The organism is Phycisphaerales bacterium (genome assembly GCA_016716475.1).
In the GTDB taxonomy this organism is placed as follows: domain Bacteria; phylum Planctomycetota; class Phycisphaerae; order UBA1845; family Fen-1342; genus JADJWG01.
Genome location: JADJWG010000001.1, coordinates 444,225 through 467,574 on the forward strand (window position 1 = coordinate 444,225; position 23,350 = coordinate 467,574).

Annotated in this window: 21 protein-coding genes; 14 read left to right on the top strand and 7 right to left on the bottom strand. The window is 65.8% G+C overall.

Translation table 11 applies throughout. From position 1 onward, the window contains the following. Nucleotides 1-3 precede the first annotated feature (3 nt). From IPM18_01900 to IPM18_01925, 6 genes are all read left to right on the top strand, one after another. Nucleotides 4-717 carry a PilZ domain-containing protein gene (locus tag IPM18_01900; GenBank protein MBK9118341.1) on the top strand — a complete coding sequence of 238 codons (714 nt, stop codon included), beginning with the start codon at nucleotides 4-6 and terminating at the stop codon, nucleotides 715-717. Then, the gene (locus IPM18_01905; GenBank protein ID MBK9118342.1) at nucleotides 714-1,502 is read left to right on the top strand and encodes a hypothetical protein; all 789 of its coding nucleotides are present in this window, start codon (nucleotides 714-716) and stop codon (nucleotides 1,500-1,502) included. Before IPM18_01900 ends, IPM18_01905 begins: the two co-directional genes overlap by 4 nt. Before the next feature lie 357 nt (nucleotides 1,503-1,859). After that, on the top strand, nucleotides 1,860-2,738 hold the full coding sequence (locus IPM18_01910) for an SDR family oxidoreductase (GenBank protein MBK9118343.1): 879 nt from the start codon (nucleotides 1,860-1,862) through the stop codon (nucleotides 2,736-2,738). Nucleotides 2,739-2,861: 123 nt separating this feature from the next. Further along, nucleotides 2,862-5,570 carry a cation-transporting P-type ATPase gene (locus IPM18_01915; GenBank protein ID MBK9118344.1) on the top strand — a complete coding sequence of 903 codons (2,709 nt, stop codon included), beginning with the start codon at nucleotides 2,862-2,864 and terminating at the stop codon, nucleotides 5,568-5,570. Nucleotides 5,571-5,679: 109 nt separating this feature from the next. Beyond that, nucleotides 5,680-6,408, top strand: a complete 729-nt coding sequence (locus IPM18_01920; protein ID MBK9118345.1) for a response regulator transcription factor — start codon at nucleotides 5,680-5,682, stop codon at nucleotides 6,406-6,408. Next, nucleotides 6,408-8,225: a sensor histidine kinase gene (locus IPM18_01925; GenBank protein ID MBK9118346.1), complete on the top strand. Its 1,818-nt coding sequence runs from the start codon at nucleotides 6,408-6,410 to the stop codon at nucleotides 8,223-8,225. Before IPM18_01920 ends, IPM18_01925 begins: the two co-directional genes overlap by 1 nt. 77 nt (nucleotides 8,226-8,302) lie before the next feature. On the opposite strand, the gene IPM18_01930 is transcribed toward IPM18_01925, so the two are convergent. Together IPM18_01930 and IPM18_01935 are read right to left on the bottom strand one after the other, a co-directional pair. Next, complete coding sequence (locus IPM18_01930) at nucleotides 8,303-9,076, bottom strand: TIGR00730 family Rossman fold protein (GenBank protein MBK9118347.1); 774 nt, start codon at nucleotides 9,074-9,076, stop codon at nucleotides 8,303-8,305. A 74-nt stretch (nucleotides 9,077-9,150) separates the two neighbouring features. Further along, a complete protein-coding gene (locus IPM18_01935) occupies nucleotides 9,151-10,059 on the bottom strand; it encodes a deoxyribonuclease IV (protein MBK9118348.1) in 909 nt (302 codons plus the stop codon). A gap of 68 nt (nucleotides 10,060-10,127) precedes the next feature. On the opposite strand from IPM18_01935, the gene maf reads away from it, so the two are divergent. Both maf and IPM18_01945 read left to right on the top strand, forming a co-directional pair. Then, on the top strand, nucleotides 10,128-10,766 hold the full coding sequence (maf, locus tag IPM18_01940) for a septum formation protein Maf (GenBank protein MBK9118349.1): 639 nt from the start codon (nucleotides 10,128-10,130) through the stop codon (nucleotides 10,764-10,766). A gap of 132 nt (nucleotides 10,767-10,898) precedes the next feature. Continuing rightward, entirely contained in the window at nucleotides 10,899-11,795 is an 897-nt protein-coding gene (locus IPM18_01945) for a sigma-70 family RNA polymerase sigma factor (protein ID MBK9118350.1), read from the top strand. A 152-nt stretch (nucleotides 11,796-11,947) separates the two neighbouring features. Here IPM18_01945 and IPM18_01950 read toward each other — a convergent pair whose 3' ends face one another. After that, the gene (locus tag IPM18_01950) at nucleotides 11,948-12,721 is read right to left on the bottom strand and encodes an OmpA family protein (GenBank protein ID MBK9118351.1); all 774 of its coding nucleotides are present in this window, start codon (nucleotides 12,719-12,721) and stop codon (nucleotides 11,948-11,950) included. Between the two features lie 256 nt (nucleotides 12,722-12,977). Between IPM18_01950 and IPM18_01955 the strand changes: the two genes are divergently transcribed. The 4 genes from IPM18_01955 to IPM18_01970 all read left to right on the top strand — a co-directional run bounded on the left by IPM18_01955 (nucleotide 12,978) and on the right by IPM18_01970 (nucleotide 18,256). Continuing rightward, nucleotides 12,978-14,297 carry a PQQ-binding-like beta-propeller repeat protein gene (locus tag IPM18_01955; protein MBK9118352.1) on the top strand — a complete coding sequence of 440 codons (1,320 nt, stop codon included), beginning with the start codon at nucleotides 12,978-12,980 and terminating at the stop codon, nucleotides 14,295-14,297. Nucleotides 14,298-14,421: 124 nt separating this feature from the next. Then, complete coding sequence (gene purH, locus IPM18_01960) at nucleotides 14,422-16,194, top strand: bifunctional phosphoribosylaminoimidazolecarboxamide formyltransferase/IMP cyclohydrolase (GenBank protein ID MBK9118353.1); 1,773 nt, start codon at nucleotides 14,422-14,424, stop codon at nucleotides 16,192-16,194. A gap of 182 nt (nucleotides 16,195-16,376) precedes the next feature. After that, on the top strand, nucleotides 16,377-17,720 hold the full coding sequence (locus IPM18_01965) for an HD-GYP domain-containing protein (GenBank protein ID MBK9118354.1): 1,344 nt from the start codon (nucleotides 16,377-16,379) through the stop codon (nucleotides 17,718-17,720). A gap of 23 nt (nucleotides 17,721-17,743) precedes the next feature. Further along, nucleotides 17,744-18,256, top strand: a complete 513-nt coding sequence (locus tag IPM18_01970; GenBank protein ID MBK9118355.1) for a type II secretion system protein — start codon at nucleotides 17,744-17,746, stop codon at nucleotides 18,254-18,256. Between the two features lie 63 nt (nucleotides 18,257-18,319). Here IPM18_01970 and IPM18_01975 read toward each other — a convergent pair whose 3' ends face one another. Continuing rightward, a complete protein-coding gene (locus IPM18_01975) occupies nucleotides 18,320-19,069 on the bottom strand; it encodes a ThuA domain-containing protein (GenBank protein ID MBK9118356.1) in 750 nt (249 codons plus the stop codon). A gap of 31 nt (nucleotides 19,070-19,100) precedes the next feature. Continuing rightward, nucleotides 19,101-19,925 (bottom strand): class I SAM-dependent methyltransferase, encoded by an 825-nt coding sequence (locus IPM18_01980; GenBank protein ID MBK9118357.1) that lies wholly within the window; start codon nucleotides 19,923-19,925, stop codon nucleotides 19,101-19,103. A gap of 60 nt (nucleotides 19,926-19,985) precedes the next feature. On the opposite strand from IPM18_01980, the gene IPM18_01985 reads away from it, so the two are divergent. Together IPM18_01985 and IPM18_01990 are read left to right on the top strand one after the other, a co-directional pair. Then, a complete protein-coding gene (locus tag IPM18_01985; protein ID MBK9118358.1) occupies nucleotides 19,986-20,378 on the top strand; it encodes a transposase in 393 nt (130 codons plus the stop codon). A gap of 950 nt (nucleotides 20,379-21,328) precedes the next feature. Continuing rightward, nucleotides 21,329-21,754, top strand: coding sequence for a hypothetical protein (locus IPM18_01990; GenBank protein MBK9118359.1), 426 nt, complete (start codon nucleotides 21,329-21,331; stop codon nucleotides 21,752-21,754). A 7-nt stretch (nucleotides 21,755-21,761) separates the two neighbouring features. Here IPM18_01990 and IPM18_01995 read toward each other — a convergent pair whose 3' ends face one another. Both IPM18_01995 and IPM18_02000 read right to left on the bottom strand, forming a co-directional pair. Further along, on the bottom strand, nucleotides 21,762-22,301 hold the full coding sequence (locus tag IPM18_01995; GenBank protein ID MBK9118360.1) for a hypothetical protein: 540 nt from the start codon (nucleotides 22,299-22,301) through the stop codon (nucleotides 21,762-21,764). Between the two features lie 176 nt (nucleotides 22,302-22,477). Further along, entirely contained in the window at nucleotides 22,478-23,341 is an 864-nt protein-coding gene (locus tag IPM18_02000) for an endonuclease/exonuclease/phosphatase family protein (GenBank protein MBK9118361.1), read from the bottom strand. Nucleotides 23,342-23,350 lie beyond the last annotated feature (9 nt).

The window sequence follows — 23,350 nt, forward strand, 5'->3', positions numbered from 1 at the left end:
TCGATGGTCGTTGTACTCGACCTTACGGCCCGACAGGCGGCGCGCGTCCTGGCGCAAGCCGTCCATACCCGTGCCAAACTGGAACTGGAGCCACGGCCCGAGCAGTGCAGCGAACTGCTCTGGGGCACGCTGGCCGGGCGCCAGGACGAGGCCCTCCAGATCGACCTGCATGACTGCGACCACGTGCCCGCCCTCGACCTCCTCGTCGGCGCCATGTGCGATGTGCGCACCATCCTGAGCGGCCAACTTTGCATGTTTTCCTCGTATTTCCTCGAAGTGCAGAGTTCCCGCGTGCCGCGCCGACTGACCTTGGCCGTGCCCAGCGCCATCCAGGTCGCCAACCGGCGCCGGTTCGCTCGCCGCAACCCGACCGAGCCCGTACCGGTCCGCCTGACGCTCGGCAGTCAGCACCCGCCCTATGTCGCGATTCTCGCCAATATCGGTCCACAGGGGCTGGGATGCCGCGTGGTGAGCCGGGAACTCGACGATCTTCTTCTCATCGGTGATGAGCTTCAAATCGAGTTCGTACTTCCGTGGTGCAGTGACCTCTTCACGCTGCCCGCGGCCGTCTGCAGCAAGACGCCTTGCGGCGAAGAGGGCCACATGATCGTCGGCCTGGAGTTTGTTTCTCAAGGCCATGAGGGGACCGTCGCGCGAATTGCCGCCGCCATCGATGACGAAGCCGCCCGACTCTCGGAGCGGGGAGGAGAGCTATGAGACCTCGACGCATACTCGCACCACCCGACACGGCCGCAATTTTTGACCGCGCGGTCCAGGAGCGTGCTCTCGCTGTCCTCACACTCCAATGCGGGCCCGAGTGGCACACCTTCAAGGCGCGCTTCCTGGAGCGTGATGCGCGCGGGCAGTATTTTGTACTCGACCATCACCCTGCCGAGGATGAGCCGCTGCCCGAGGTGGCACCGGGTCAGTACGTCGGCGTGAGTTTCCGCCAGAAGAGCCGCAAACTGCTGTTCGGCACGATCGTTGAAGCCCGTGGGCACTTCACGCTCGAGAACGAGCAGCGCGTGCCGGCAGTCCGCTACCGCTGGCCCGAAAGCATGACCGAGCTGCAACGGCGCGCTTACCTGCGTACCCCGATCCCCCCGGAAACCACACTACTCGCGAGCATGTGGCCCGGAGGTGTTGCGGCCCGGGCCACCGCACAGGGCAACGCGCTGGAGGTTGTGCCCGGCGAATTGCTCGATTTGTCGTGTGGCGGCACACTGGTGAGACTCTATCAACCCCAGGCACCCACTTGGCGCGAGGACCTGACCCTCGGGGTTGAACTTCAACTGCCCGACGGCCGCCCCCCCATCCTGGTGGATGCCCACTATCGCGGCGCCCGGCCGGAGCAGTTCGGCATGCTGAGCGTCGCACTGCAATTCGTGGGTCTGGAGGTGACGGTGGACGGTCGCCTCGTGCTGCAACGGCTGGCCAGCGCGGTGCAGCGGCTGCATCGGCTGCAATGGGCCGCAAGCCGGCGCCCGGCCAGTGACCACTGAGGCACCACACGAATCGCCCGATAACCACCAAGGAGAAGCTCAATCGGCCCTGCCGCGGGAATACCCATGCGGCAGGACCTTTTTTTACCACGCTCGGCGACACCTTCGAGCTGGCCGATTGTTTAACGGGGTGGAACGCCTTGATAGCCCATCCCAGCGCAAGGGTCACCGGATGTAGCCGCATGCTCATCTGGGGCCCTTTTTTCATGGTCATCACACTTCTGCTGATCCACCCCATAATTCCGGGAACACTCCCGGTACTATCTTGCCCAGGTATCCCGCGATAAATTCCCTTCCCCCTGGTTACTGGCTGCGGTCGGACAACGTACCCAACCCTCTACTACGAGGAGCGCGCTGATGTCCGTCTTGAATCCCGAGCCACGATCAACCGCACGTCCACCACGTTTGATGAACAAGATCGCGCTCGTCACCGGAGCCGCGCGCGGCATCGGCGCCGCCATCGCCCACGCCTTCGCCGCCGAGGGCGCCATGGTGTGGCTCACGGACATCCGCGACAGTATGGGTGCGACTGCGGCTTCCGAACTCGGCACCACGGCACAATATGCCCGGCTGGATGTGCGCCACGAAGACGACTGGGAACGCGTCACTGCGGCGGTACTCGCACAGCACGGCCGGCTCGACATTCTGGTCAACAACGCCGGCATCACGGGGTTTGAAGAGCGCACGGCACCGCAGGACCCCGAACATACGACTCTTGCCGCATGGCGGGAAGTCCATACGACCAACCTCGATGGCGTGTTTCTTGGCTGCCGCTACGGCATCCGCGCGATGCGTCGCAACGGGACGGGTTCCATCATCAACCTGGGCTCACGATCGGGTGTGGTCGGCATTCCTGGTGCGGTGGCATACGCCTCGAGCAAGGCCGCCATCCGCAACCATACCAAGTCGGTCGCGCTGTACTGCGCGGAACAGGGCCTGCGCATCCGGTGCAACGTGATTCAACCGGCGGCCATTCTGACACCCATGTGGGAGCCGCTTTTGGGTGCAGGACCGGACCGGGCCGCACGGATGGCCGAGTACACGCGCGATACACCGCTGCAACGCTTCGGGCAGCCGGAGGAGGTCGCGGCGCTCGCAGTTCACCTCGCGGCCGATGAGTCGGCTTACACAACCGGCGCGGAGTTCACGGTGGACGGCGGCCTGCTGGCGGGCACTGCGGTTCCGCCGCGCCTGGTGTCAGACGACCGTGCCAATGCAGAGAAACAGGGCGCCTGATCCCACGCACCGGGCCGCTCGATGACAGTGGATTTCCGTGCGTCCAACTTGCCGACATCGCACCGGCGCGCTATGGATTGATATCGGGGGTAGCGTGTGTTTACTCACTCAAGCGGGGCAGTCATGGCTATGTCGACGCAGAAATCACAGCACAACAACACCTGGCACACACTCGCCCCGGAAGCCGCCCTCGAACAGCTCGCAACGAGTCTCGAAGGACTGTCCGCGGAGGATGTCGCCGCGCGGCTGCGCACCTACGGCCCCAACCGGCTGCGACCACCGCAACGTACACCTGCCTGGCAGCGTTTCCTGCAGCAATTCCACAATGTGCTGATCTACATCCTGCTGATTGCGGGGCTCGCCACGGCACTGTTGCAGCATTGGATCGATACGGGCGTCATTCTTGCGGTGGTAGTCGTCAACGCGCTGATCGGGTTCGTACAGGAAGGCAAGGCGGAGAAAGCACTCGAGGCCATCAGTCGCATGCTGTCGCTGAACGCGACAGTGGTGCGCGGCGGGCAGCGTCAAACGGTGCCGGCGGAAGACCTGGTCCCGGGGGACATCGTCGTGCTGCGGTCCGGCGACAAGGTGCCGGCCGACCTGCGGCTGCTGGAGGTGCGCGAGCTGCGCATCGATGAGGCGATGCTGACGGGTGAATCCGTGCCGGCAGAGAAAGCCACCGCCGCCCAGCCGGAGATGACGACCGTCGGCGACCGGCACGGAGTCGCGTTTTCCGGGACGCTGGTCACGAGCGGCACGGGCAAGGGCATGGTCATCGCGACGGGGGACGCAACCGAGATCGGCAAGATCAGCGCGCTGGTTTCGCAGACGGAGATGATCACCACCCCGCTGATTCGGCAGATGGGTCAGTTCGGACATGTGCTGGCGATGGTCATCGTGGTGTTTGCGGCGCTGACGTTCGCGCTGGGCTATTTCGCGCGCGGGACGCCGGCGGTGGAAATGTTCATGGCGGCAGTCGCATTGGCGGTGGCCGCGATACCCGAGGGGCTGCCGGCCATCATGACCATCGTGCTGGCGATCGGTGTACAACGCATGGCCCGCCGGAATGCCATCATCCGGAGATTGCCGGCAGTCGATACGCTCGGCGCGCTGACCGTCGTCTGTTCGGACAAGACCGGGACACTCACACGCAACGAGATGACGGTGACGCGGGTCGTGACGCGTGCGGGAGAGTGGGAGATCACCGGTGTGGGGTACGCCCCGGAAGGCGCGGTGCGGGCCGGTGAGGGGCAGACCGCCGAGAGCTCAGCGGAGGTCATGCAGGAACTGCTGCGCGCCGGGGCGCTGTGCAACGATGCAGATGTCATCGAGCGCGACGGCGCCTGGCAATCGGAGGGCGACCCGATGGAGGGGGCGCTGCTGACGCTGGCGATGAAGGCCGGCCTCGACCCCGCAACGGAGCGCCGCCGATGGGAGACGCGCGACGCGATCCCGTTCGAGTCGCGGAATCGCTTCATGGCCACGTTGCACCGTAACCCCGCGGGTGGTGCGCTCGTGCTGGTGAAGGGCGGTCCGGAGCGCCTGGTCGAGATGTGCGCGCGGCAGATTGGACCAGACGGCGAGCAGGATTTTGACGCCGCGTTCTGGCAGGCGGAGGCCGACCGGCTGGCCGCCCGCGGCACGCGGGTGCTGGCCATCGCCCGCGGTGTCGCCCAGCCCGAGCAGCACTCGCTGGACTTCAAGCAGGTGCAGCACGGGCTGACGATGCTCGGTTTATTCGGGATCATCGATCCGCCGCGGTCGGAGGCCATCGCAGCCGTCCGGCAATGTCACGCCGCCGGTATTCGCGTCGTGATGATTACGGGGGACCACGCGCTGACCGCCCGCGCGATCGGCCGTGAGCTGGGGATCGGTGACGGAGAGCACGCACTCACCGGCCAGCAGCTCGACGAGCTTGCGCCGGATGATCTGCGGAAAGCAGCCGCTGACGTCGAGGTCTTCGCGCGTGTGAGCCCAGAGCACAAGCTGCGGCTGGTTGAGGCGATCCAGGCGTGCGGGGAGGTCGTCGCCATGACGGGCGACGGGGTCAACGATGCGCCGGCGCTGAAGCGCGCGGACGTCGGCATCGCGATGGGCATCAAGGGTACGGAGGTCTCCAAGGAGGCCGCCGAAATGGTGCTCACGGATGACAATTTCGCTTCCATCGCACACGCGGTCGAAGAAGGGCGCACGGTGTACGACAACCTCCGCAAGGCGCTCCTCTTCATCCTGCCGACAAACGGCGGCGAGGCCCTGACGATCTTTTTCGCGATTCTGCTGGGGTTGGCCTTGCCGCTGACACCAGTGCAGGTGCTCTGGATCAACATGATCACCGCGGTGACACTCGCTTTGGCGCTGGCGTTCGAACCACCCGAGGCGGAGGTCATGAAGCGGAATCCCCGGGACCCGCGCGCGGGCTTGCTGAGCGCGTACTTCCTGTGGCGGATCGGGCTGGTGTCGGTAATCATGTGCGCTGGCACGTTCGGCATGTTCGCGTGGTTGCAGGCCCAGGGTGCCACCGAGGAGTTGGCGCGGACCGTGGCGGTCAACACGATGGTCATGTTCGAGGCGTTCTACCTGCTCAACACACGCTTCATCTTCGCGCCCGTACTGAATGCGCGGGGGCTGTTCGGTAGCCGTCCGGTACTGCTTGCAATCGGGCTGGTGGTGCTGTTCCAGATCCTGTTCACCTACGCACCGTTCATGCAGCAGCTCTTCGGCACGGAACCGCTGGCGCTCCGGCACTGGCTTCTGTTGATCGCTGTGGCCGTGACGGTCCTGTTCATCGTGGAGCTGGAGAAGTGGATCATGCGCCGCCGCGGGACAGCGTGAGCCCACGACCCCGTTGCGCCGCTGTTACGCACGAGGTCAACCCGGCGCGGTATCCTCTAGGTTGGTGGAAGCGCCGCCGCCCGGCGCTTTTCCCTTTGGAGCCCAGCCGATGCCCCCACCGCGCGTACTTGTCGTCGAGGACGACGCCGCCATTCGCCGTGGCGTCGTCGATGCTTTGCAGATCGCGGGCTATGAGACGCTCGAAGCGGGCCGCGGCGACACCGGTCGGCAACTCGCGGTGGATGCCGAATTCGACCTGCTGCTCCTCGACCTCGTCCTCCCCGGCGGTGACGGACTCGACATCCTCGCCGCGTTGCGCACGCTGCGACCGACCCTCCCCGTCATCATCCTCACCGCGCGCGGCGACGAGTCCGACCGCCTCGCCGGCTTCCGCCGCGGCGCTGACGACTATGTTGTCAAGCCATTCAGCGTGCAGGAACTGCTCGCGCGCGTCGCTGCCGTCCTGCGGCGTTCCCCGGAGCGCCCGCAGGCCGTCAGCCACTTCAACCTCGGCAACGCGGCCGTAGACCTGGCACGCCGCGAGGTGCATTTCGCCGATGGGGCGGTGGTGGAGCTCTCCGAGCGCGAGTGCGAGCTGTTGCGCTACCTCGCTGAGAACCCCAGCCGCGTGCTCTCGCGTGATGAGATTCTCGCACGCGTCTGGCGCCTCGACCCGCGCGGCCTGGCAACACGCACCATTGACATGCACATCGCCCGCCTGCGCGAGAAGCTCCGCGACGATGCCGCAGAGCCGCGCGTGATCGTGACCGTGCGGGGACTGGGCTACAAGCTGGCAGTGCGTACACCAGCCGACGCCCCTGCCGGTGAGGAGCCGTGATGAATCGGCCAGGACTCACCCTCGGGATCCTGGGAACCTGCGCGGTCGTGCTTGTGGGCCTGGTCGCGTGGCAGAGTGTGCTCGTCCTGCGGTTCGAGAAAGCCGTGGGTCGCGCCCGCAACGAAGCGCAGTTCGAGGAGCACGTGCGGCTTGCGCTTTGGCGACTGGATTCGCTGGTGGTCCCGCTGTTGGCGCAGGAAAACGCGCGCCCACCCGCAGATTATGTCCCGCTCGTGCGTGAGCAGGTCACCACCGCTGACCACGAAGGTGCTCCGGTGGAAGTCTTGCGGCCGTCGCCGCTGCTGGGGCTCGCATCGCGCTACATACGGCTCCACTTTGAGCTGGATGCCAATGACGCTCTGCGGTCACCACAAGTGCCCGCGGGCACCGCACGCGCACTCGCGGAGAGCAACTACGCCCCGCAGAAGACGATCTCGTCGGCCGGCGCCGACCTCGATGACCTGCGTCCGCGTGTGACCTACGCAGCACTCAGCGCGCAACTGCCGGACGAGGCGGCGCCATTGCTTGCGCTGCAGAATCCGGTCCAGCAGCAACAAGAGATCACCGGGCAGACCGCCGGCCCTCAGCAGGTTGTGGCGCAGAACTTCGAGGCGCAGCGTGCCGCGGGCGTCCGGGAACAGGCGGCGCGCGACCGGACGGTTTACAACATCCTCCAATCGGACCTTGGAAACACGTTTGTTAATCGCAGCACGGCCGGGAACCCCGACGGCGCTGTCCTCACCGTACCCCTCACCGCAGTATGGCTGGACAATGAGCTGCTGCTTGTACGGCGCGTGCAGTTTCCAGGCGGTCCCGTGCTACAGGGCTGCTGGCTCCGCTGGCCGGCCCTGGCGGACACGTTGCGCGATGAGATCGCAGACCTCTTCCCCGCGGCTTCGCTGGTGCCAGCGCCGCGCACTACCACCGCCACGGGGCAATCCAGCGGCCGGCGTTTCGCGACGCTGCCGGTACTGCTCGAACCCGGACCGTTGGCCGTGGCACTGCCTCCCGCCCCGTCCTCCACCGGGCTCATGCTCGTTGCGGTGTGGAGCGGCATTGTCGTCGCGCTGCTCGCGGTCGGGGGGCTCGTGGTCGGAGTGGTACAACTGAGCGAGCGCCGCGCCGCTTTCGTGTCAGCGGTCACGCACGAACTGCGCACGCCTCTGACAACCTTCCAGCTCTATACCGAACTGCTCGCTGGCGGGCTGATCCCCGACGAGCAGCGCCGCCGCGAATACCTGGAAACACTCCGTGCCGAGGCCGGCCGACTCTCACACCTCGTTGAGAACGTGCTCGCCTACGCCCGATTGGAGCGCGGCCGAACCGCCCGTACGCAGGAGACGATCGACATCGCGACCCTGCTCGAGCGCATGCGTCCGCGCCTGGTAGAGCGCGCCGGATTGGCCGGGCTGACTGTCGAGTTGTGCCTGCCAACCGGCGTGGAGCACGCTGCAGTGTGTGTTGATCCGCTCGCCGTGGAGCAGATTCTCTTCAACCTGGTCGACAATGCCTGCAAGTATGCGAGCGCTGGTCCCGCGCGACGGGTGCACGTGGAAAGCTCTGCGGACGAGCAACACGTCCGGCTGGCCGTCCGCGACCATGGTCCCGGCGTGCCGCGGGCGGAGCGCAATCGACTGTTTCGCCCGTTCCACAAGTCGGCGTCTGCGGCGGCTGAGGCGAAACCGGGCGTGGGCCTCGGACTGGCACTGAGCCGCCGACTGGCGCGGCGCCTGGGAGGTGAGCTGCGCCTCGTGACAGACCATGCCCATGAGGGCGCGTGCTTTGAACTGGAGTTGCCGCGAAGACGGTCGAAGTGACGCGGAACCGCCCCGCGCGCGTCGGGGGCGCGGACGGATGCGCCCCGCCAGGCGGTCGGGCGACGCGGACTTTCTCGTTACCCCTCGCGCGTTTTCTTCGGCGTCACACCGTAGACCGTGCCCTCGGCAGTCATGCGCTCCTCCATGGCACGCTGCCACTCCGGGCATGGTTCACCCCTTGCGGCCCGCGCACGGCAGTCCGCTTCGTATGCGTCGGCCACGATGCGCACGGCTTCATCCGGATCGTCGGTGATCTGGTAGAGCTGTTCGTCACCCGGGGAAATATTCCCGTACTTTTCCAGCAACGTCTGCCGGATCCAGTTGTCGAGCGGCCCCCAGAATTCGCGCCCCACCAGCACCGCCGCCATGGGCGGGGCCTTGCCCGTCTGCACCAGTGTCAAGGTCTCGAAGAACTCATCCAGTGTGCCAAAGCCGCCGGGCAGGCAGATCATGCCGACGGCGTACTTCAGGAACATCACCTTGCGGACAAAGAAGTAATGGAAGTCGAGCGCGATGTTCTGATACGGGTTCGGCGCCTGCTCGTGCGGCAACGCAATGTTCAAGCCGATACTCTGCCCGCCGGCTTCGGCGGCACCCCGGTTCGCGGCGGCCATGATGCCGGGGCCGCCGCCGGTGATCACCGCAAAGCCCCGCTCCACCGCTCTGCGGCCGCAATCCACACCAAGCTGGTAGTAGGGATGACCGGGATCGGTGCGGGCCGAGCCGAAGATCGAGATCGCGGGCCGCACCGGGGCCATCACCTCAAAACCCTCGACGAACTCCGCCATGATGCGGAAGATGCGCCAGGTGTCTTCGGCCGGATTACGAAACGGAAGCGGGCTCTGCGTCATGGTGGCACTCCTCAACTGCGGTCCGCACTACGTCGCCATGTGCAAGTTTAGTCACAACTGGATCGGGCGGCAGGTCAGCGTCGCGCGATGCGCTTGAGACGCTCGATGTTGATGCGGTCCAGGTCGCGGCCGCGCGCGTCCGTACCCTTCGGGGTCTCAAGAATCATCGGAAGTCCGATGAAACGCGCATCGTGGAGCAGGTGGCGAAAGCCGCGTGTGCCGAGGAACCCCTTGCCAATGTGCTCGTGCCGGTCCACGCGCGCCCCGCAATCCGCCTTGCTGTCGTTCAAATGCCAGCAGCGGATCCGGTGGAGCCCCACACTGAGTTCGGCCTCCGCAAGCATGGCCGCGTAGCCGTCCTGGGTACGCAGGTCGTAACCCGCTGCAAAAACATGACAAGTATCCACACACACGCCAACGCGTTCCGGGTGCCGCAGCGCCGCGAGAATCGCGCCCAACTCGTCAAAACGGCGTCCGAGCGTCTGCCCCTGGCCCGCGGTGGTTTCGAGCAGGACTTCAACGCTCTGCTTCGGCCGTTCGCCATGAAGGCGGTCGAGCGCGGCCGCCACCCGCCGCACCCCGGCGGCGACGTCTCCGTCCGTGGGCGTGCCCGGATGCACCACAAGTCCGGCGATCGCCAACCGGTCGCAGCGGTCCATTTCATCCGCGAAAGCGGTCACACTGCGCTCCCAGAGCACCGGATCGGGCGAGGCCAGATTGATGAGGTAGGTAGCGTGCGCGATGATCGGTCCGAATCCGGGTGCGTTCCGCAGGGTGTGCCAGGCAGCCACATCCTCAGCGCTGAGCGGCACTCCGCGCCACTGCCGCTGATTCTTGACAAAGACCTGCACGACCGCCATGCGGGCGTCCTGGGCAGCACGCAAAGCGTTCTGCATCCCGCCGGCGATGGAGAGGTGGGCACCGAAGCGGTGCCGTTGGGATTCGGACCCCTTGGTGCTAGAATCTACGCGGGTGTTCGTCATGGGACTTGTTCGTACTGCGATCCGCGCCACCGGTCAATCGACACTCGACGGGGCGCAGGAGCGTCGAGATGGCTACGCTCATTCTTGCCTCTGCCAGTCCGCGCCGACGGGAGCTGCTCGCGCAGCTCGTGACGGAGTTTGACGTCGCGCCCTGCACCTTGCCGGAACCCACGCGCCGGCCGGCGCGCTCGACGCCGCGCACTTGGGCGCAGGCGCTCGCCTATTTCAAGGCCCGCCGTGTGGCCGAACGCTATCCCGACCAGTGGGTGCTTGGCGCCGACACGCTCGTCGTCTGTGGAGATGAGCTGTTTGGCAAACCGGCCGACGAAGCCGAGGCCCGGCGGATGCTCATCCGGCAGGCGCACGAACCCAGTGACGTCATTACCGGCGTGTCCCTGGTGCGGCTGGAACCAACGTCAGAGCGGCTGCTGGAGGCCGATCAGACGCGCGTCTGGATGCGTGACGACGAAGTCCTGCGCGAAAGCTATCTGCGGGGCGGCGATTGGGCCGGAAAAGCCGGCGCGTACGGCATCCAGGACATCGGTGACCGGCTCGTATGCCGCTACGAAGGCAGTTTCTCCAATGTCGTCGGATTGCCGCTCGAGCGACTTGCCCGCCTGTTGACGGTCGCCGGCATCCCCCACCGCAATTCGGACGTAGATCCGACCGCCGCCGCGCGGGGCGCGCGTTCCACCGCGCGCGGCTGATAATGGCTGGTCCGCGATCCCCTCGTACGGATATCATACAGAGCAGATGAACGGGCTCCGCTGCCCAGCCGATATCCCCGTGGGGGCTGCAACAGCGGTGTCTGTGCGGACCAGATGTCCGTGGATGGTGTCATGGCTTCGAAACTCGACTCAGCGCTGGGCGACTACCTCAAGCAGATCAAGCAGTTTTCGCTGCTGACAGCCGAGGAAGAGCGCGAACTCGCCTATCGCATCCGGGCACGGGCCGATGCCGAGGTGCGCCTGGCGGCCGGAACCATCTCGGTGCGGGAATACGAACGCATCCAACGCGATTCGAACGCCGCCCGTGACCAGATGGCCCAGGCCAACCTGCGACTCGTCATCAGCGTGGCCAAGCACTTCCGTAATCGCGGGTTGCCGATGGAAGACCTCGTCAACGAGGGCAACGTGGGCCTGATGAACGCGGTCGACCGGTACGATCCCGAGGTGGGCTCACGTTTCAGCACCTACGCGGGTTACTGGATTGACCAGGCCATTCGCCGCGCGGTGCAAAGCTCACAGCAGATGATCCACATTCCCAGCTACCTCATGGAGCAGATCGGGCAGATGCGCCTGGCCATGCGGGAACTGGAGGAGCAGTTCAAGCGCCCGCCCTCGGTGGCGGAAATCTCCGAGCACATGAAGATCACGCCGCGCAAGGCACGGGCCATCTCCATGGCCATCCGCGCCTGTACCTCGCGCGTGCAGGGAACCGCGACCGCGGATGGAGAGAACACCCTCAACGAAGCGCTCGAGGACACCCGCACTCCGCCGCCGTTTGATGCGCTGTTCTCGCAATCCGACGATGAATTCGTCCGCAACATGCTCGCCCGCATTACGGAGCGCGAAGCGCTGGTGCTGAAGCTGCGGTACGGCCTCACGGACCGCAAGGGCAAACGCATGACACTCAAGGAAATCGGCGTGGAGGTCGGCCTGACACGCGAGCGTGTACGGCAGATCGAGCGCGAGGCCAAGCGGAAGCTCGAAGAGCACGTCAAGCAGTATCTCTAGCCGACGTAGTTTCTCAGCCCACCCTGTTTCTCAGCCCACCCTGGGAGCGCAAAAAGTCAGCCGTGCTGCACGCCCATGGCGCACAGCACGGCCGCCCGCCTGTTCCCCCCCGGAAGCACCGCGGACGCGCGGCGCAGCCCGGTCGGTGCCCGCTACTTGATGATGACGTTGTCGCTCGGTGCGGTCTCAATTCCGCCACCGCTCTCCGGCGGCAGCGTGACGGGTCCGCGGAGGCCGGTGCCGGTCGTCGTCGGAGGCATCGGTACTGCGAGGAACGTCACCCGGCGGTTCTGCTGCTTACCGGCCGCGTTCGCGTTGGACGCACGCGGATTATGCTCACCCTGGCCCGCTGCCATCAGGCGGATGGGGCTCACACCCAGTCGCTGCAACTCGCGGAATACGGTCATCGATCGGGCGCAGCTCAGGTGCAGGTTGTCTTCCCACAGGTTTGCCGTGCGCCGGATCGGATCGGTGTCCGTGTGACCCACGAGAATCACCAGACGATCGGCATAGCGTGTCTGGAGGTCGCGCGCCAACTGCTGAATGCGGGCCCGGGCCTCCTGCTTCAGGGTTGCCCGACCCGAGTCGAACAGGAAGTCAGAGCCGACATCCTGCCAGGCAAAGTCACCCATCTCGGTCCAACCGTCGGTCTCGGTCGGGCGTTCCTGGCTGCGCAGGTTGGCCAACTCTGCCTGGAGCTGCGCGAGCTGAGATTGCGCCGCATCACGCTGTGCAATCGCCTGCGCATAGCGCGCGCGCAAGTCTGCATTCTCCGCCGCCAGTCGATCGTTCTCATTCTTGAGGCGGAAAACCTCGCTTTGCAGATACTCGATACGCCCGGCGTCGGGACCGGGGCCGCAGCCCACCAGCAACGCCAGCCCCACCAAGCCCACCGTTCCGAACACAACTCGCCGCGCCATCCTCATCGTGTTCTCCTTCATCAACATCGATGGCCACCATGCCTGCGACGCCCGGGAAACCGGGCGCGGTCGGGCTCCGCCCGCGCTGCCCGCAGGATATGTCGCCCGCGCGCCGCACGCAAGACGGCTTGCGGATTGCAGTTGACGGCAGACCCGACGGTATACTACCCTCCGCAGACAGGTTGGCGGGGTCGAGACCGGGTCGCGCCGCGCGATCGATCGGTTCCTTGGTGAGTCCCGCCACCCAACCGGGAAGGCCACGATGCGCAAGGCATTGCTTGTTTCGTTTTGGCTCGCCGTAGGGCTGCCCGCCGCGCTCGCCCAGCAGGATTTCATCCCCTCCGACGGCCTGCATGGTCTCGGGCTGGTGAAATACTGGCAGTTGCAGCTCCCGCTCGAGCCCGGCCAGCGGGTCACGCAGGGCTTTCTCGTTGATGATCACCTGTACATCGGCACGAATGACGGTTACGTCTTCTCGGTACACGCCCAGACCGGCCTGTTGCGCTGGTTGCGCCCGATTACCCGCGCGGGGTACGACCACCGCCGCCCGGCGCATGTCGGTGATCGGGTAGTCTTCGCGACTCCTTTCGAGTTCCAGCTCTATGAGAAAGTATCCGGCCAGCCGCTCGCCCGCCGCGACCTCGGTTTCGCCGGCAGCACGGGTGTGGCGGCCTACGGTGACCGGCTCTTCTACGTCGGCGGACTCGACCGCAAACTGTATGCTTTCGACAGCCAAACGCTGCTGATGCGCTGGCGGGCACTGGTCGAGGACTCGATCACCTCGACCCCGGCGGTCTTCGGTGACCAGGTGTTTTTCGCCAACGATGCGGGCCGCATCTATGCGGGCGGCGCGGTCGACAAGACGGCCCGCTGGTCTGGTCCAGCCAGCACACTTTCCTCCGTCGTCGCCCCGCTCGTTGCACGGGAAGAAGGCGTTTATGTCGCCAGCCGTGATTTTTCGTTGTACCTGTTCGACCCCAACTTCGGCCGGTTGCGCTGGCGGGCGCGCCTCGCCGGCCCGCTCGAAGAGGCCCCGGTCGTGCCGACATTCTCACGGGCAACACCACCCGTCGAGCGCGTGTTATTCCAGTTCACGAGTGCTGACGGTCTGGCCGCTATCGAGGGTGAAACGATCGCTGTGGTGGAGGACCGGGTCCGGTGGCGCCTGCCAGAGGCCCGTTATGCCTTGACGGTGCATCGCGACCAGTTGTTTGCGCTCTCCGGAGACGAACGCCTGCTGCGGGCGAACTTGAGCGATGGCATTCTATCCGGATCGGTACCGGTTCCGGGCTTTCGGTTCGGACTGCCCGCAGCCGACGCCCAGACCCTCTTCCTGGCGTCACCCGATGGCCGGCTATTTTGTGCCCGGCCACGCGGCCTGCCGCCACTCTCGCAGGAAGATCTGCTGACTGCGTTGGGGACCGAAGCTCGCCAGACAGATCGAATGCTCGAGCCACCCCCCGCACCGCCGGCGCAACCGCCCGCGCTCGGGACCGACCCCTTCGAAACGACGCGGACCGGTACACCGGTGGGCGGTCGCTCACGGGTTTCGCGCGAGTTTCGCGGTCCGGCAGGAAACTGACGGTCACACGGGTTCAATCCCATCGCCGGGCAGCGACCGAAACTGCTCTTCAATTGGGGCGCGCCTGGTTGAGGGCCGTGCTTTATTTAGGGGTAGACCCGCACGCAGCAACGAGGGTCAAGGGATGACAGCTACGGTCCGCTCCGGAGTCCCCGCCATACGGCGGGCACTGCTCAGCGTATGGGACAAAACTGGTATTGAGGACATCGCCCGGATCCTGCACGAGGATCTCGGTGTCGAACTGGTTTCAACCGGGGGCACCGCTCGTTTACTGCGTCAGGCCGGCCTGGCCGTCACGCTGGTGGAGCAAGTGACCGGGTTCCCCGAGGTCCTCGGCGGCCGCGTCAAAACGCTGCATCCCCATATTCACGCCGCGATTCTCGCAAACCGCGATGACCCGGCGCACCTGGCCGAGCTCGCCGCGCACGGTATCGCACCACTCGATCTGGTAATCGTCGATCTCTACCCTTTCGAGCGCACCGTCGCTGATCCGGGCTGCAACCTGGCCCAAGCCCTTGAGATGATCGACATCGGCGGGGTCACACTGCTGCGCGCCGCCGCGAAAAACCACGAACATGTGCTTGTACTCACTGATCCAGCCGACCGGAAGTTCGCGGTCGAGGCGCTGCGCGACGGCAGTATGACCGTGGAGGGCTGGGCCGGGTTGCGGCGTACATATGCCGCGCGGGCTTTTCAACAGGTTGCGTCGTACGACGCGGCGGTCGCGCGCTACCTGGGTTCCGCATTCGAATCGGACAAGGAGGTGGAGCAATTCCCCTTCTACGTGTGGGACCGGCCGCGCTATGGTGAGAATCCGCACCAGGCCGCGCGTGTCCTCCGACCGTGTGAATGCAAAGAGGCGCCGCGCACTCTCAGTTTGCTGCCGCAGGATACTCCTCTGGATACAGCACATCCGGCCCGCTTGCTGAAGTCCGAAACGGAACTCTCGTACAACAACTACCTCGATGCGGACGCTGCGCTCGGCCTGTGCGCGGAACTGACCCGCGCGACGCCAGGACACACCACCGCAACCGCAGGAACTGCACCGCAGCCCGCCTGCGTCTTCGTCAAGCACACCAATGCGTGCGGTGTGGGGGTCGCACCGACAGCGATCGAGGCGTATCGGCGGGCCTATCTGGGCGACCCCAACGCCGCGATGGGTGGCATCCTGGCCGTCAACTTTCCAGTGGAGGCGGACTTCGCGGCGCTGGTGCTTGAGACCTATGGACATTTCGGCAAGCCGCTGAAGGACCGTGGAGCCGCCTATGCCCCCGGTGGCTTCTTTGTTGAGGTGTGGCTCGCGCCATCGTTCACCAACGAGGCGCTGGAGGTGATCCGAGGCGAGCGGGCCGGTAACCCCTCCAAGGATTGGGGACGCCGCGTACGGCTGCTTCCCGTGGGCGACCTGACCACCCCCCTGTCCACGCTGCCGCTGCTTCGATCCATCGCCGGGGGTGTCCTCGCGCAGGAAGCAGATGCGCTGGGACTCCATGAGGCGGAATGGGAGGTCGCCACCGAGCGCAGCCCGAGCGCCAGCGAGTGGGCCGACCTGCGCCTCGCATGGCTGATCAACAAGCACACCAAGAGCAACGCCATCACCCTCTGCCGCGCCGGCGCCCTGCTCGGCAATGGCGCCGGTCAAATGAGTCGCGTCATGAGCTGCCGCCTCGCAACCTGGCTCGCCCGGGAAAATGGCCACGCCGACGCCTTGCCCGGTGCCGTCGCGGCCTCGGACGCATTCTTTCCCTTCGCGGATGGTCCGGAAATCCTCATCGCTGCCGGTATCACGGCCCTGATCCAGCCGGGCGGCAGCAAGCGTGATGCGGACACCGTCGCAGTGTGCAACGCGCGCGGCGTCGCGATGGTCTACACGCGCACCCGGCATTTTCGACACTGATTCACCCCAACTCCGCACAGGCAACCCGCGCGGCGCGGCCCCGCAGTTGCCACCCGCGCGCCGCGGGGCTCGATTATCCGACCGCGCACGGGCCGGACGTCCCAGATTCAACCCGCATGCGCACCTCAGCCCCGTCTGGTCCGCACACATGAAGCCCCACCCGGCCGCGAGCGATACAACCGATGGCTGGCCGCTGGTGGCTGGCCAAGCCGAGTGGCAACATCGGGGACTTGGCCGGCGCCATGCTCGATCGCACCGACAATACCCAGGCGCCGACCGGGGAACCGTCCCCAACCGGGCAGCCGCCACGCGAGCACGCTCCGGCGGCCTGGGCGGCCCAACTGCGCCAGGTGGACACGCAGCAGCGCTGGTTGGCACGCGAGATGGAGCGTTGCCAGGAGCAACTCAGTCTGCTGTTCGAGATCAGCACCCAGATGGCTGATCGCCAGGAGCCCGATGCACTCGAGACACTGCTGTTTCGCCGACTCGCGGCGCTGCTGCGGGCGTCGGTGGCATTCGTCGATCGGGCGGGTTGCTGCCGGAAGTTCGGTTTGGATGGTGAGGTTTGCGGGTGGGACTTACCGCCGGGGCGCGTGCGGGCGGCGCTGGGGCCGCACGTCGAAACCGTCCGACGCGCCCGACGTGTACTGGCGCCGCCACTGACGGGTGACCAGGCCGCGGCACTGGGTGGCGCTCACGCCCTCGTTGGGGCCCTGCCGCGCGCCGATGTGGAACCCGGCGTACTGATTCTGCTGCGGCCTGCAAACGCACCCCCTTTCGACGACAGTGATGTTTTGGCGGCTGACGCCGTGCTGAGCTACGGAGGGCAGGCGCTTGGTCACATCCTGCTGGTACGCCACCTGCAACGGTCGGCGGTCGAAACGGTCTGCACGCTGGTCAACGCCATCGATGCCAAGGACAACTATACCTCGCGGCACTCGGAACGGGTTGGCAGCTTTGCCCAGATGATGGGGGAAGCGCTCCGACTGCCGCGCGCCCAGCTTCAGACACTCGAATGGGCGGGTCTGCTGCACGACGTCGGAAAGATCGGGATTCCCGAGCAAATTCTCAGTAAGACGGGCAAACTCACGCCGGCCGAGTTTGAGCTGATGAAGACCCATACGCGCATCGGATACGAGGTGCTCAAACCGGTGGCACGCTTTGAGCCCGTGCTCGACGCGGTGCTTTATCACCATGAAAACCATGACGGCAGCGGCTATCCCGAGGGACTGCGCGGCGACCAGGTGCCGCTCGAAGCGCGCATCATTCACCTGGTGGATATTTTCGACGCGGTGACGACAGCACGTCCGTACCGGGCGGCCTTCTCATACGAAGACGCACTCCAACTGTTACGCACGGGCAGCGGGACTGTGACCGACCCGGAACTGACCCAGCTTTTCCTCGATTTGCTGAACCGCTGCCGCCAGGATGAACCGCTCGCATTCCAGACGCGCTTCGGCCACCTGTTCGAAACGCCGGCCGCGTCCGTTGACGGCCCGCCGGTCGTACACGGCGGCCGCGTCTGACGCAGACCGCAGGAGAGCTCACCATGTTTCACGGTACCGGTTGGTCGCGCGTCGAAATCCTCATCGCACTGGCCGTACTGGGTCTGGTAGCCACATTCGCACTGCCACGTTTTGGGCGCGCCGCGCAGGGGCCGGATGATGCCGCCCTGCTGCGCGAACGCCTGAAGGTACTCCGCATCGCCATCGAGCGCTACTACCAGGACCACGACGCCTTTCCCGCGACCAGAGGTGATGGTCGCAACCCGGCCGGAGCACCGGAGACGTTTGCGGCCCAGTTGCTGGGTTTCACCGATGCGGACGGCATTGTGTCTGAACAACGCAGCGAGCGCTTCTGCTACGGGCCGTACCTGCGCGACGGAGTACCGCCGTGTCCAGTCGGAGCGCTGCCGAACCTCAACCACGTGCGCATCGCGGGAGGCGCCGAGCACCCTGCTGATCCGCAACCGGCCGGGTGGCGCTACAACCCGACAACGGGCATGATCACCGCGGACACGGACGCTCTTGATACGGCCGGACGACCGTTTGCAACCTATTGATTATTGATCCGAATGGCCCCTCCATGCGCGGCAGCAGGGCGATCGTTGGCTGCCGACGGGCCGCTACCCCTCCGCCTTGCCCGCCCATCGCACAGCATTGTAGATCACGCGTTGCACATCCGTATTGAAGTACGTCGGCACGCTCTCGTGCCCCGGGCGGAAGTAGAACACCCGGCCGGCACCGGTACCCTGCCCGACACCACCACCGGGCCCCGACTCGAACTGCGGATCGATCCCATCACCGACCGTCCACGCGATGCCCGATGGAAAGTACTCGCCCCCAGCCGGAAAGTACGACTGTAGAACCACGACGCCTGGCGGCGGCACGTCGAACGGAGCACCGTACATCTCTTCTTTCGCGAGCGTGAAATCCCGTATGCCCTGGGCGATTGGATGGTGTGGCGCACACACGCGGATGTCCTCGGGTTGGTCATCCTCGCGCCACCCCCCCTTGAGATGGCCCGTGCAGCGCAGCACCGTTCGAAAGGGCTTCGCGTAATGCGCCGAGTGCAGTGCGACAAAGCCCAGGCCATGGTGCCAGACGCGTTCGGCGATGCGTTCGGCCAGCGCATCCTCCACCTCCCGGTGCCGTACATGACCCCACCACACGAGCACGTCGATGTCGTGCAGTACGCCGCTCGGCAGCCCCTGGTACGGCTCGTCGAGGTGGCCGGTGTGGACATCGAGCGTCTCGCTGCCCAGATCCCGCAGCCCGTCCGCCACCGCTCCCCGGAGACTGTGCGGATAGAGTGCCTTGGGCGCATGCGGCGGGTTCTCATCCCACACCAGGACCTGCAACTTCTTCGTGCTCATGGTCTTCTCCGTCGGCACCCGGACGGGGCGCCTAGGCCAGAACAAGTTCGTGCCACACACGCTCCGCGCGCTCGATCCGGGCATCGAGTGGCAATGGCGCGTACCCGGCCTGTCCATCATACACGCCCGCTAGCCGAAAGGGCGACGCGGCCACCAGCGCCCCCCATTCCTCCCAGCTCCACACACGCAGGACGTGCTCCTCTTCCACGACCTGACCCGCACCGGGTCCGGCGAGTACTTCAAAGCGACAACGTTCCGTCTGTCGGCCACTGCCGGCATCGAATGATACGTAGCGCCACGTGGTTCGCACGCGCAAGCCATCGACTTCCGCCTCCCATGTCGTGCAGTCGCTCACGGCGTAGTCCACTGACACCCCGGTGTCCATCAGGTCCAGTTGCACCAGGTAGCGCGCGTTGGCGTTCATGTGTCGCGCCACCGCGTACAGGTGCGACAGAACCGCATCGCGGCTTTGCAGGTACTTCAGCGACCCCAGTGCACACACCGCGCCGTCAACCCCCCGGGGCAGTTCAAACCGCGCCATGTCGGCCACAAGGACCTCGGCCGGCGGGAGTCCCAGGGCGCGCATGCGTGCGGCCGCACGTGCCGCCATCACCGGTGACCGCTCAATGCCCACGATCTCGATGCCATGCCGCGCGAACGCCGGGAAGAGCCGCCCCGACCCGCAGGCCGGTTCCAGAATCTGTACAACCGGCACACGGTCGCCCGCCGTGAGGCGCTGCACGAGCCACGCGACTTCCGCGGTTACATCCCAGGAGAATGCCACGTCGTACAGTTGGGCCCATTCGTTGTAGATGAGGTAGCCTGAAATCTTGTGGAAATTGAGAACGTGGGGCATCCTGCTGGTGCGTTTGAAACGAGAGTCGTTTCCCAGGATGCTGGCGGCGTTGGAGGACAGGTGAACGTCTACCTCCAGCGCGACCGGTATCAGCGACAGGGCGGGTTCCGCGGCTACCGCAACGGGACCACGCCGCGGCGGCTGACGCTGGGCAGCGGCACGGTGCCGCTGGAGGTCCCCGGGTGCGCGACATCCCGCCGGGCGGAGCCGTTCGAATCGAAGATCGTGCGGTACCAGCGTCGCAGCGACACGATCGAGGAGACGTTCATGCGGCTGTTCATCGAAGGCCTGCGACGCGGGACTTCGAGCGGCCTTGCGGCTGCTGGGGAACGACGCCGTCGCCCAGCACGATCAGTCGGCTGCACAGCGGTTCCGCGTCGAGTACGCGGCGTTCGACCGGAGGATCGGGCGGCCGGAAGTTCGTCTATATCTGGGCGGACGGGATTTACCTGAAGGCCGGGCTGGGTCGGGAAAGCCTGCCTGATGGTGCTGATCGGGGCGGATACGGAGGGGCAGAGGCGCGGGAGGGGTATCGCGGGTGGGGCGGTTGCTGAAGGACTGGGCGGGGTCTGAACGGCCGGGCTGCTGGATCGCGGACGGGGCGTTGGGGCTGTGGGCGGCGGTGAACAGCAGGTCGAACTCGGCCCAGCGCGCACGAATCACAAGACGATGAACGTGCTCGACAAGCTGCCGAAGGCCGAGCAGCCGGGCGACCCGGACTGCGGGCGATCTGGCAGGCGGAAAGTGAGGTGGCGGCGAAGCTGGCGGCCGGTGTGATCGCGGACTTCCGTCGGGCGGGCTACGACCGGGCGGCGGACTGTCTGGGGACGATCTGGATCGCTGCCTGACGTTCACGCGTTTCCGGAGCCGCACTGGTCCACCTGCGGACGACGAACGTGATCGAGTCGCCGTTTGCGGGCGTACGGCTGCGGACGAACGCGGCCAAGCGGTTCAAGAAGACCAAGAGCGGCGTGTACGGTGCATCAGGTGCTGATGCGGCTGTCGCAGAACTGGCGGCACTTGAAGGCGGCTGTGTGCCCAGATACCGCTGCCGGAAGGAAAGAACCGCCGGGTGAAGACGAAGGTGAAGGCGAAGGCGAAGACCCATGCGGCGTGAACGAACGTGACGGATGCCCCAGATTCAATTTACACAGGACTTGACACTACCTCTTGTAGATACGCAGTTCGTTCAATCCGGTTGCCCTTTCCGTCGGGACGGCGCGTGCTCCCCACCGTCCCACGCAAACACCCGCGATCGCCATCGTACCCCGGCCACGGTGCCAGCACCTCCCCTATCGGCTTGACGCAACGCGCGCAGCCGTGGATCATCACTCCCTAGATCCTGCGCTCTCCCGGCTGCCATTGGTCGGGGGAACTCTGATGGCCGTAAACGGAATCCCCTGGTGAAACTTACGTCACCCCGCTACATCATCCTCGCCGCCCTGGCACTGCTCATCGTGGCCTGGGCCGGCATTTTTGTCTCTCAATCGCTCGGGGCCCGAGAGTACACGGTACCCGAGGCCACCATCACCAAGCTCGACGTCGCCACACGGACCGGCGAGATCCAGTTCATCCACCCACAAAAGGGCCACACGATCACCCTGCTCACGCAGCGGATTCCGGATGACTGCGAGATCACGATCAACAACCGCGCTGCCACGCTCGCCGAGGTCCGCGTCGGAGACCTGGCCGAGATCGTCGGGCTCGCTTACGCGGATCGGACGGTTGTGCCGCTGCGGGTGCGAATCACGCGGGATTCAACCCAGGAAGGTGACACCGTACCCGCCCCAGTCGAACGTACAGACGGGCCTGCACCACGCGAATCCTGACCATCAATCAGGGCTTCCTTTTCAGCGTCATGCCCAGCCGCACCGGCTCCCCGCTGCGCTCTCCCACCAACTCAATCGTCAGCGTATCGTCCGCGGGTCGTGCGTAGTGGATCTCCCGTGGAAAGTCATTCTCCGGGTTCTCGAACACCACCCGTCGCGCTGTGCGCTCATGCTCACGGAGATGGAAGTCACCCATCGGACGCCCGAAGGGGTACGGCGTCATGGCTACTTCGGCCCCCACCACCCGGAAACGCTCAAACTCAAACATCCGCACGCACCCGCCGGCCATCTCCTTGTTCGCGCTGACGATCTCGCCACCGGCCGGGCTGGAGTAAACCGCTTCCCACGTTCCGTCGCGATAGGGGCCTTCCCAGGTACCCGCTAGCCAACCCAGTGACTCCAGCTCGGCCAGGGCGGCCGGACTCGCGTTGGTGACCGGCTGCGTTACCGGCGCCTGCTGCCCGTCAGCCGCCACACCCGCCCATCCCACGGCCAGGGTCCCGGCTCCGAATACCGCTATGCCCACCCACCAACCGAGGTTTCGCATGATCACACTCCCGCGGGCTACGACGGCGGCCCCACTACGGAACGAAAATTCCGGAACAATCCCCAACCGGGGCATGCAGAGTACTGCGGCTCCGCAGCGGCGCTCAAGGACCGCCATCCAGCACGGAAACTAGGTGACCACGTGGGACCGTCATCGCCGGAGTGCACCACCCCTGCTTACGGTCGCCACTGTAGTGTAACTACGACCGGGAAATGATCCGACGGGTAGCGCCCATCCACGGAGCGCTGGTCAATCGTGGCCGTCGTCGCCTCGAAATGCACCGTATGCAGGATCCAATCGATGCGCCCGCCCCGCGGCTGGCCGTCGAAGGCGTGAAAAGTGCCGAGCTGCGCAAAGGGCGAGCCCAGCACAACAAACGGGTCGTGCAGGAGCGTCGCGCCGGCAGCGGTGTCCCGGCCACCGACGAGGGTCGCATATGGGGCCGAATCGGAAGCTGTGTTGAAATCTCCAAGCAAGATGACCGGTGCCCCAGCGCGCGCCTCGACCCACTGCCGCAGCAAGCGGGCCGCTTCCAATCGTGATTCCGGTCCGCGGTGATCAAAATGCGTATTGAGGACAAAGAGCTCTCGTCCCCCGGCTGCCCGGTCGCGCAGCCGTACCCAGGTCGCCATGCGCGTAATGGCCGCATCCCAGCCGCGGCTGCCGGGCACGTCCGGGGTGGGGCTGAGCCAGAAGTGGCCGTGGTCAAGCAGATCGAAGCGTGTGCGCCGGAAGAAAATCGGGACAAACTCGCCCTGCACAGCGGCATCGTCACGGCCGACACCGACGACGTCGTGGGTCGGCAGTGCGGTAACCAGTTCGTCGCGCTGCCGGATGAGCACCTCCTGCAGGCCACAGAGATCCGGGTCACGTTCGTGCAGGAAGTCAAAGACCTGCCCACGGCGTTCGGACCAGGCATCGGGACCGTCCGCGGGATTGTCGAACCGGATATTGAAGCACAACACGGTGAGGGGCGCTGCCGCCTGGCAACCCGCCAGTACCGCCAAGGACAGGCCAAGCAGGCCAGGGATACAGCGCATGTCCGTCAC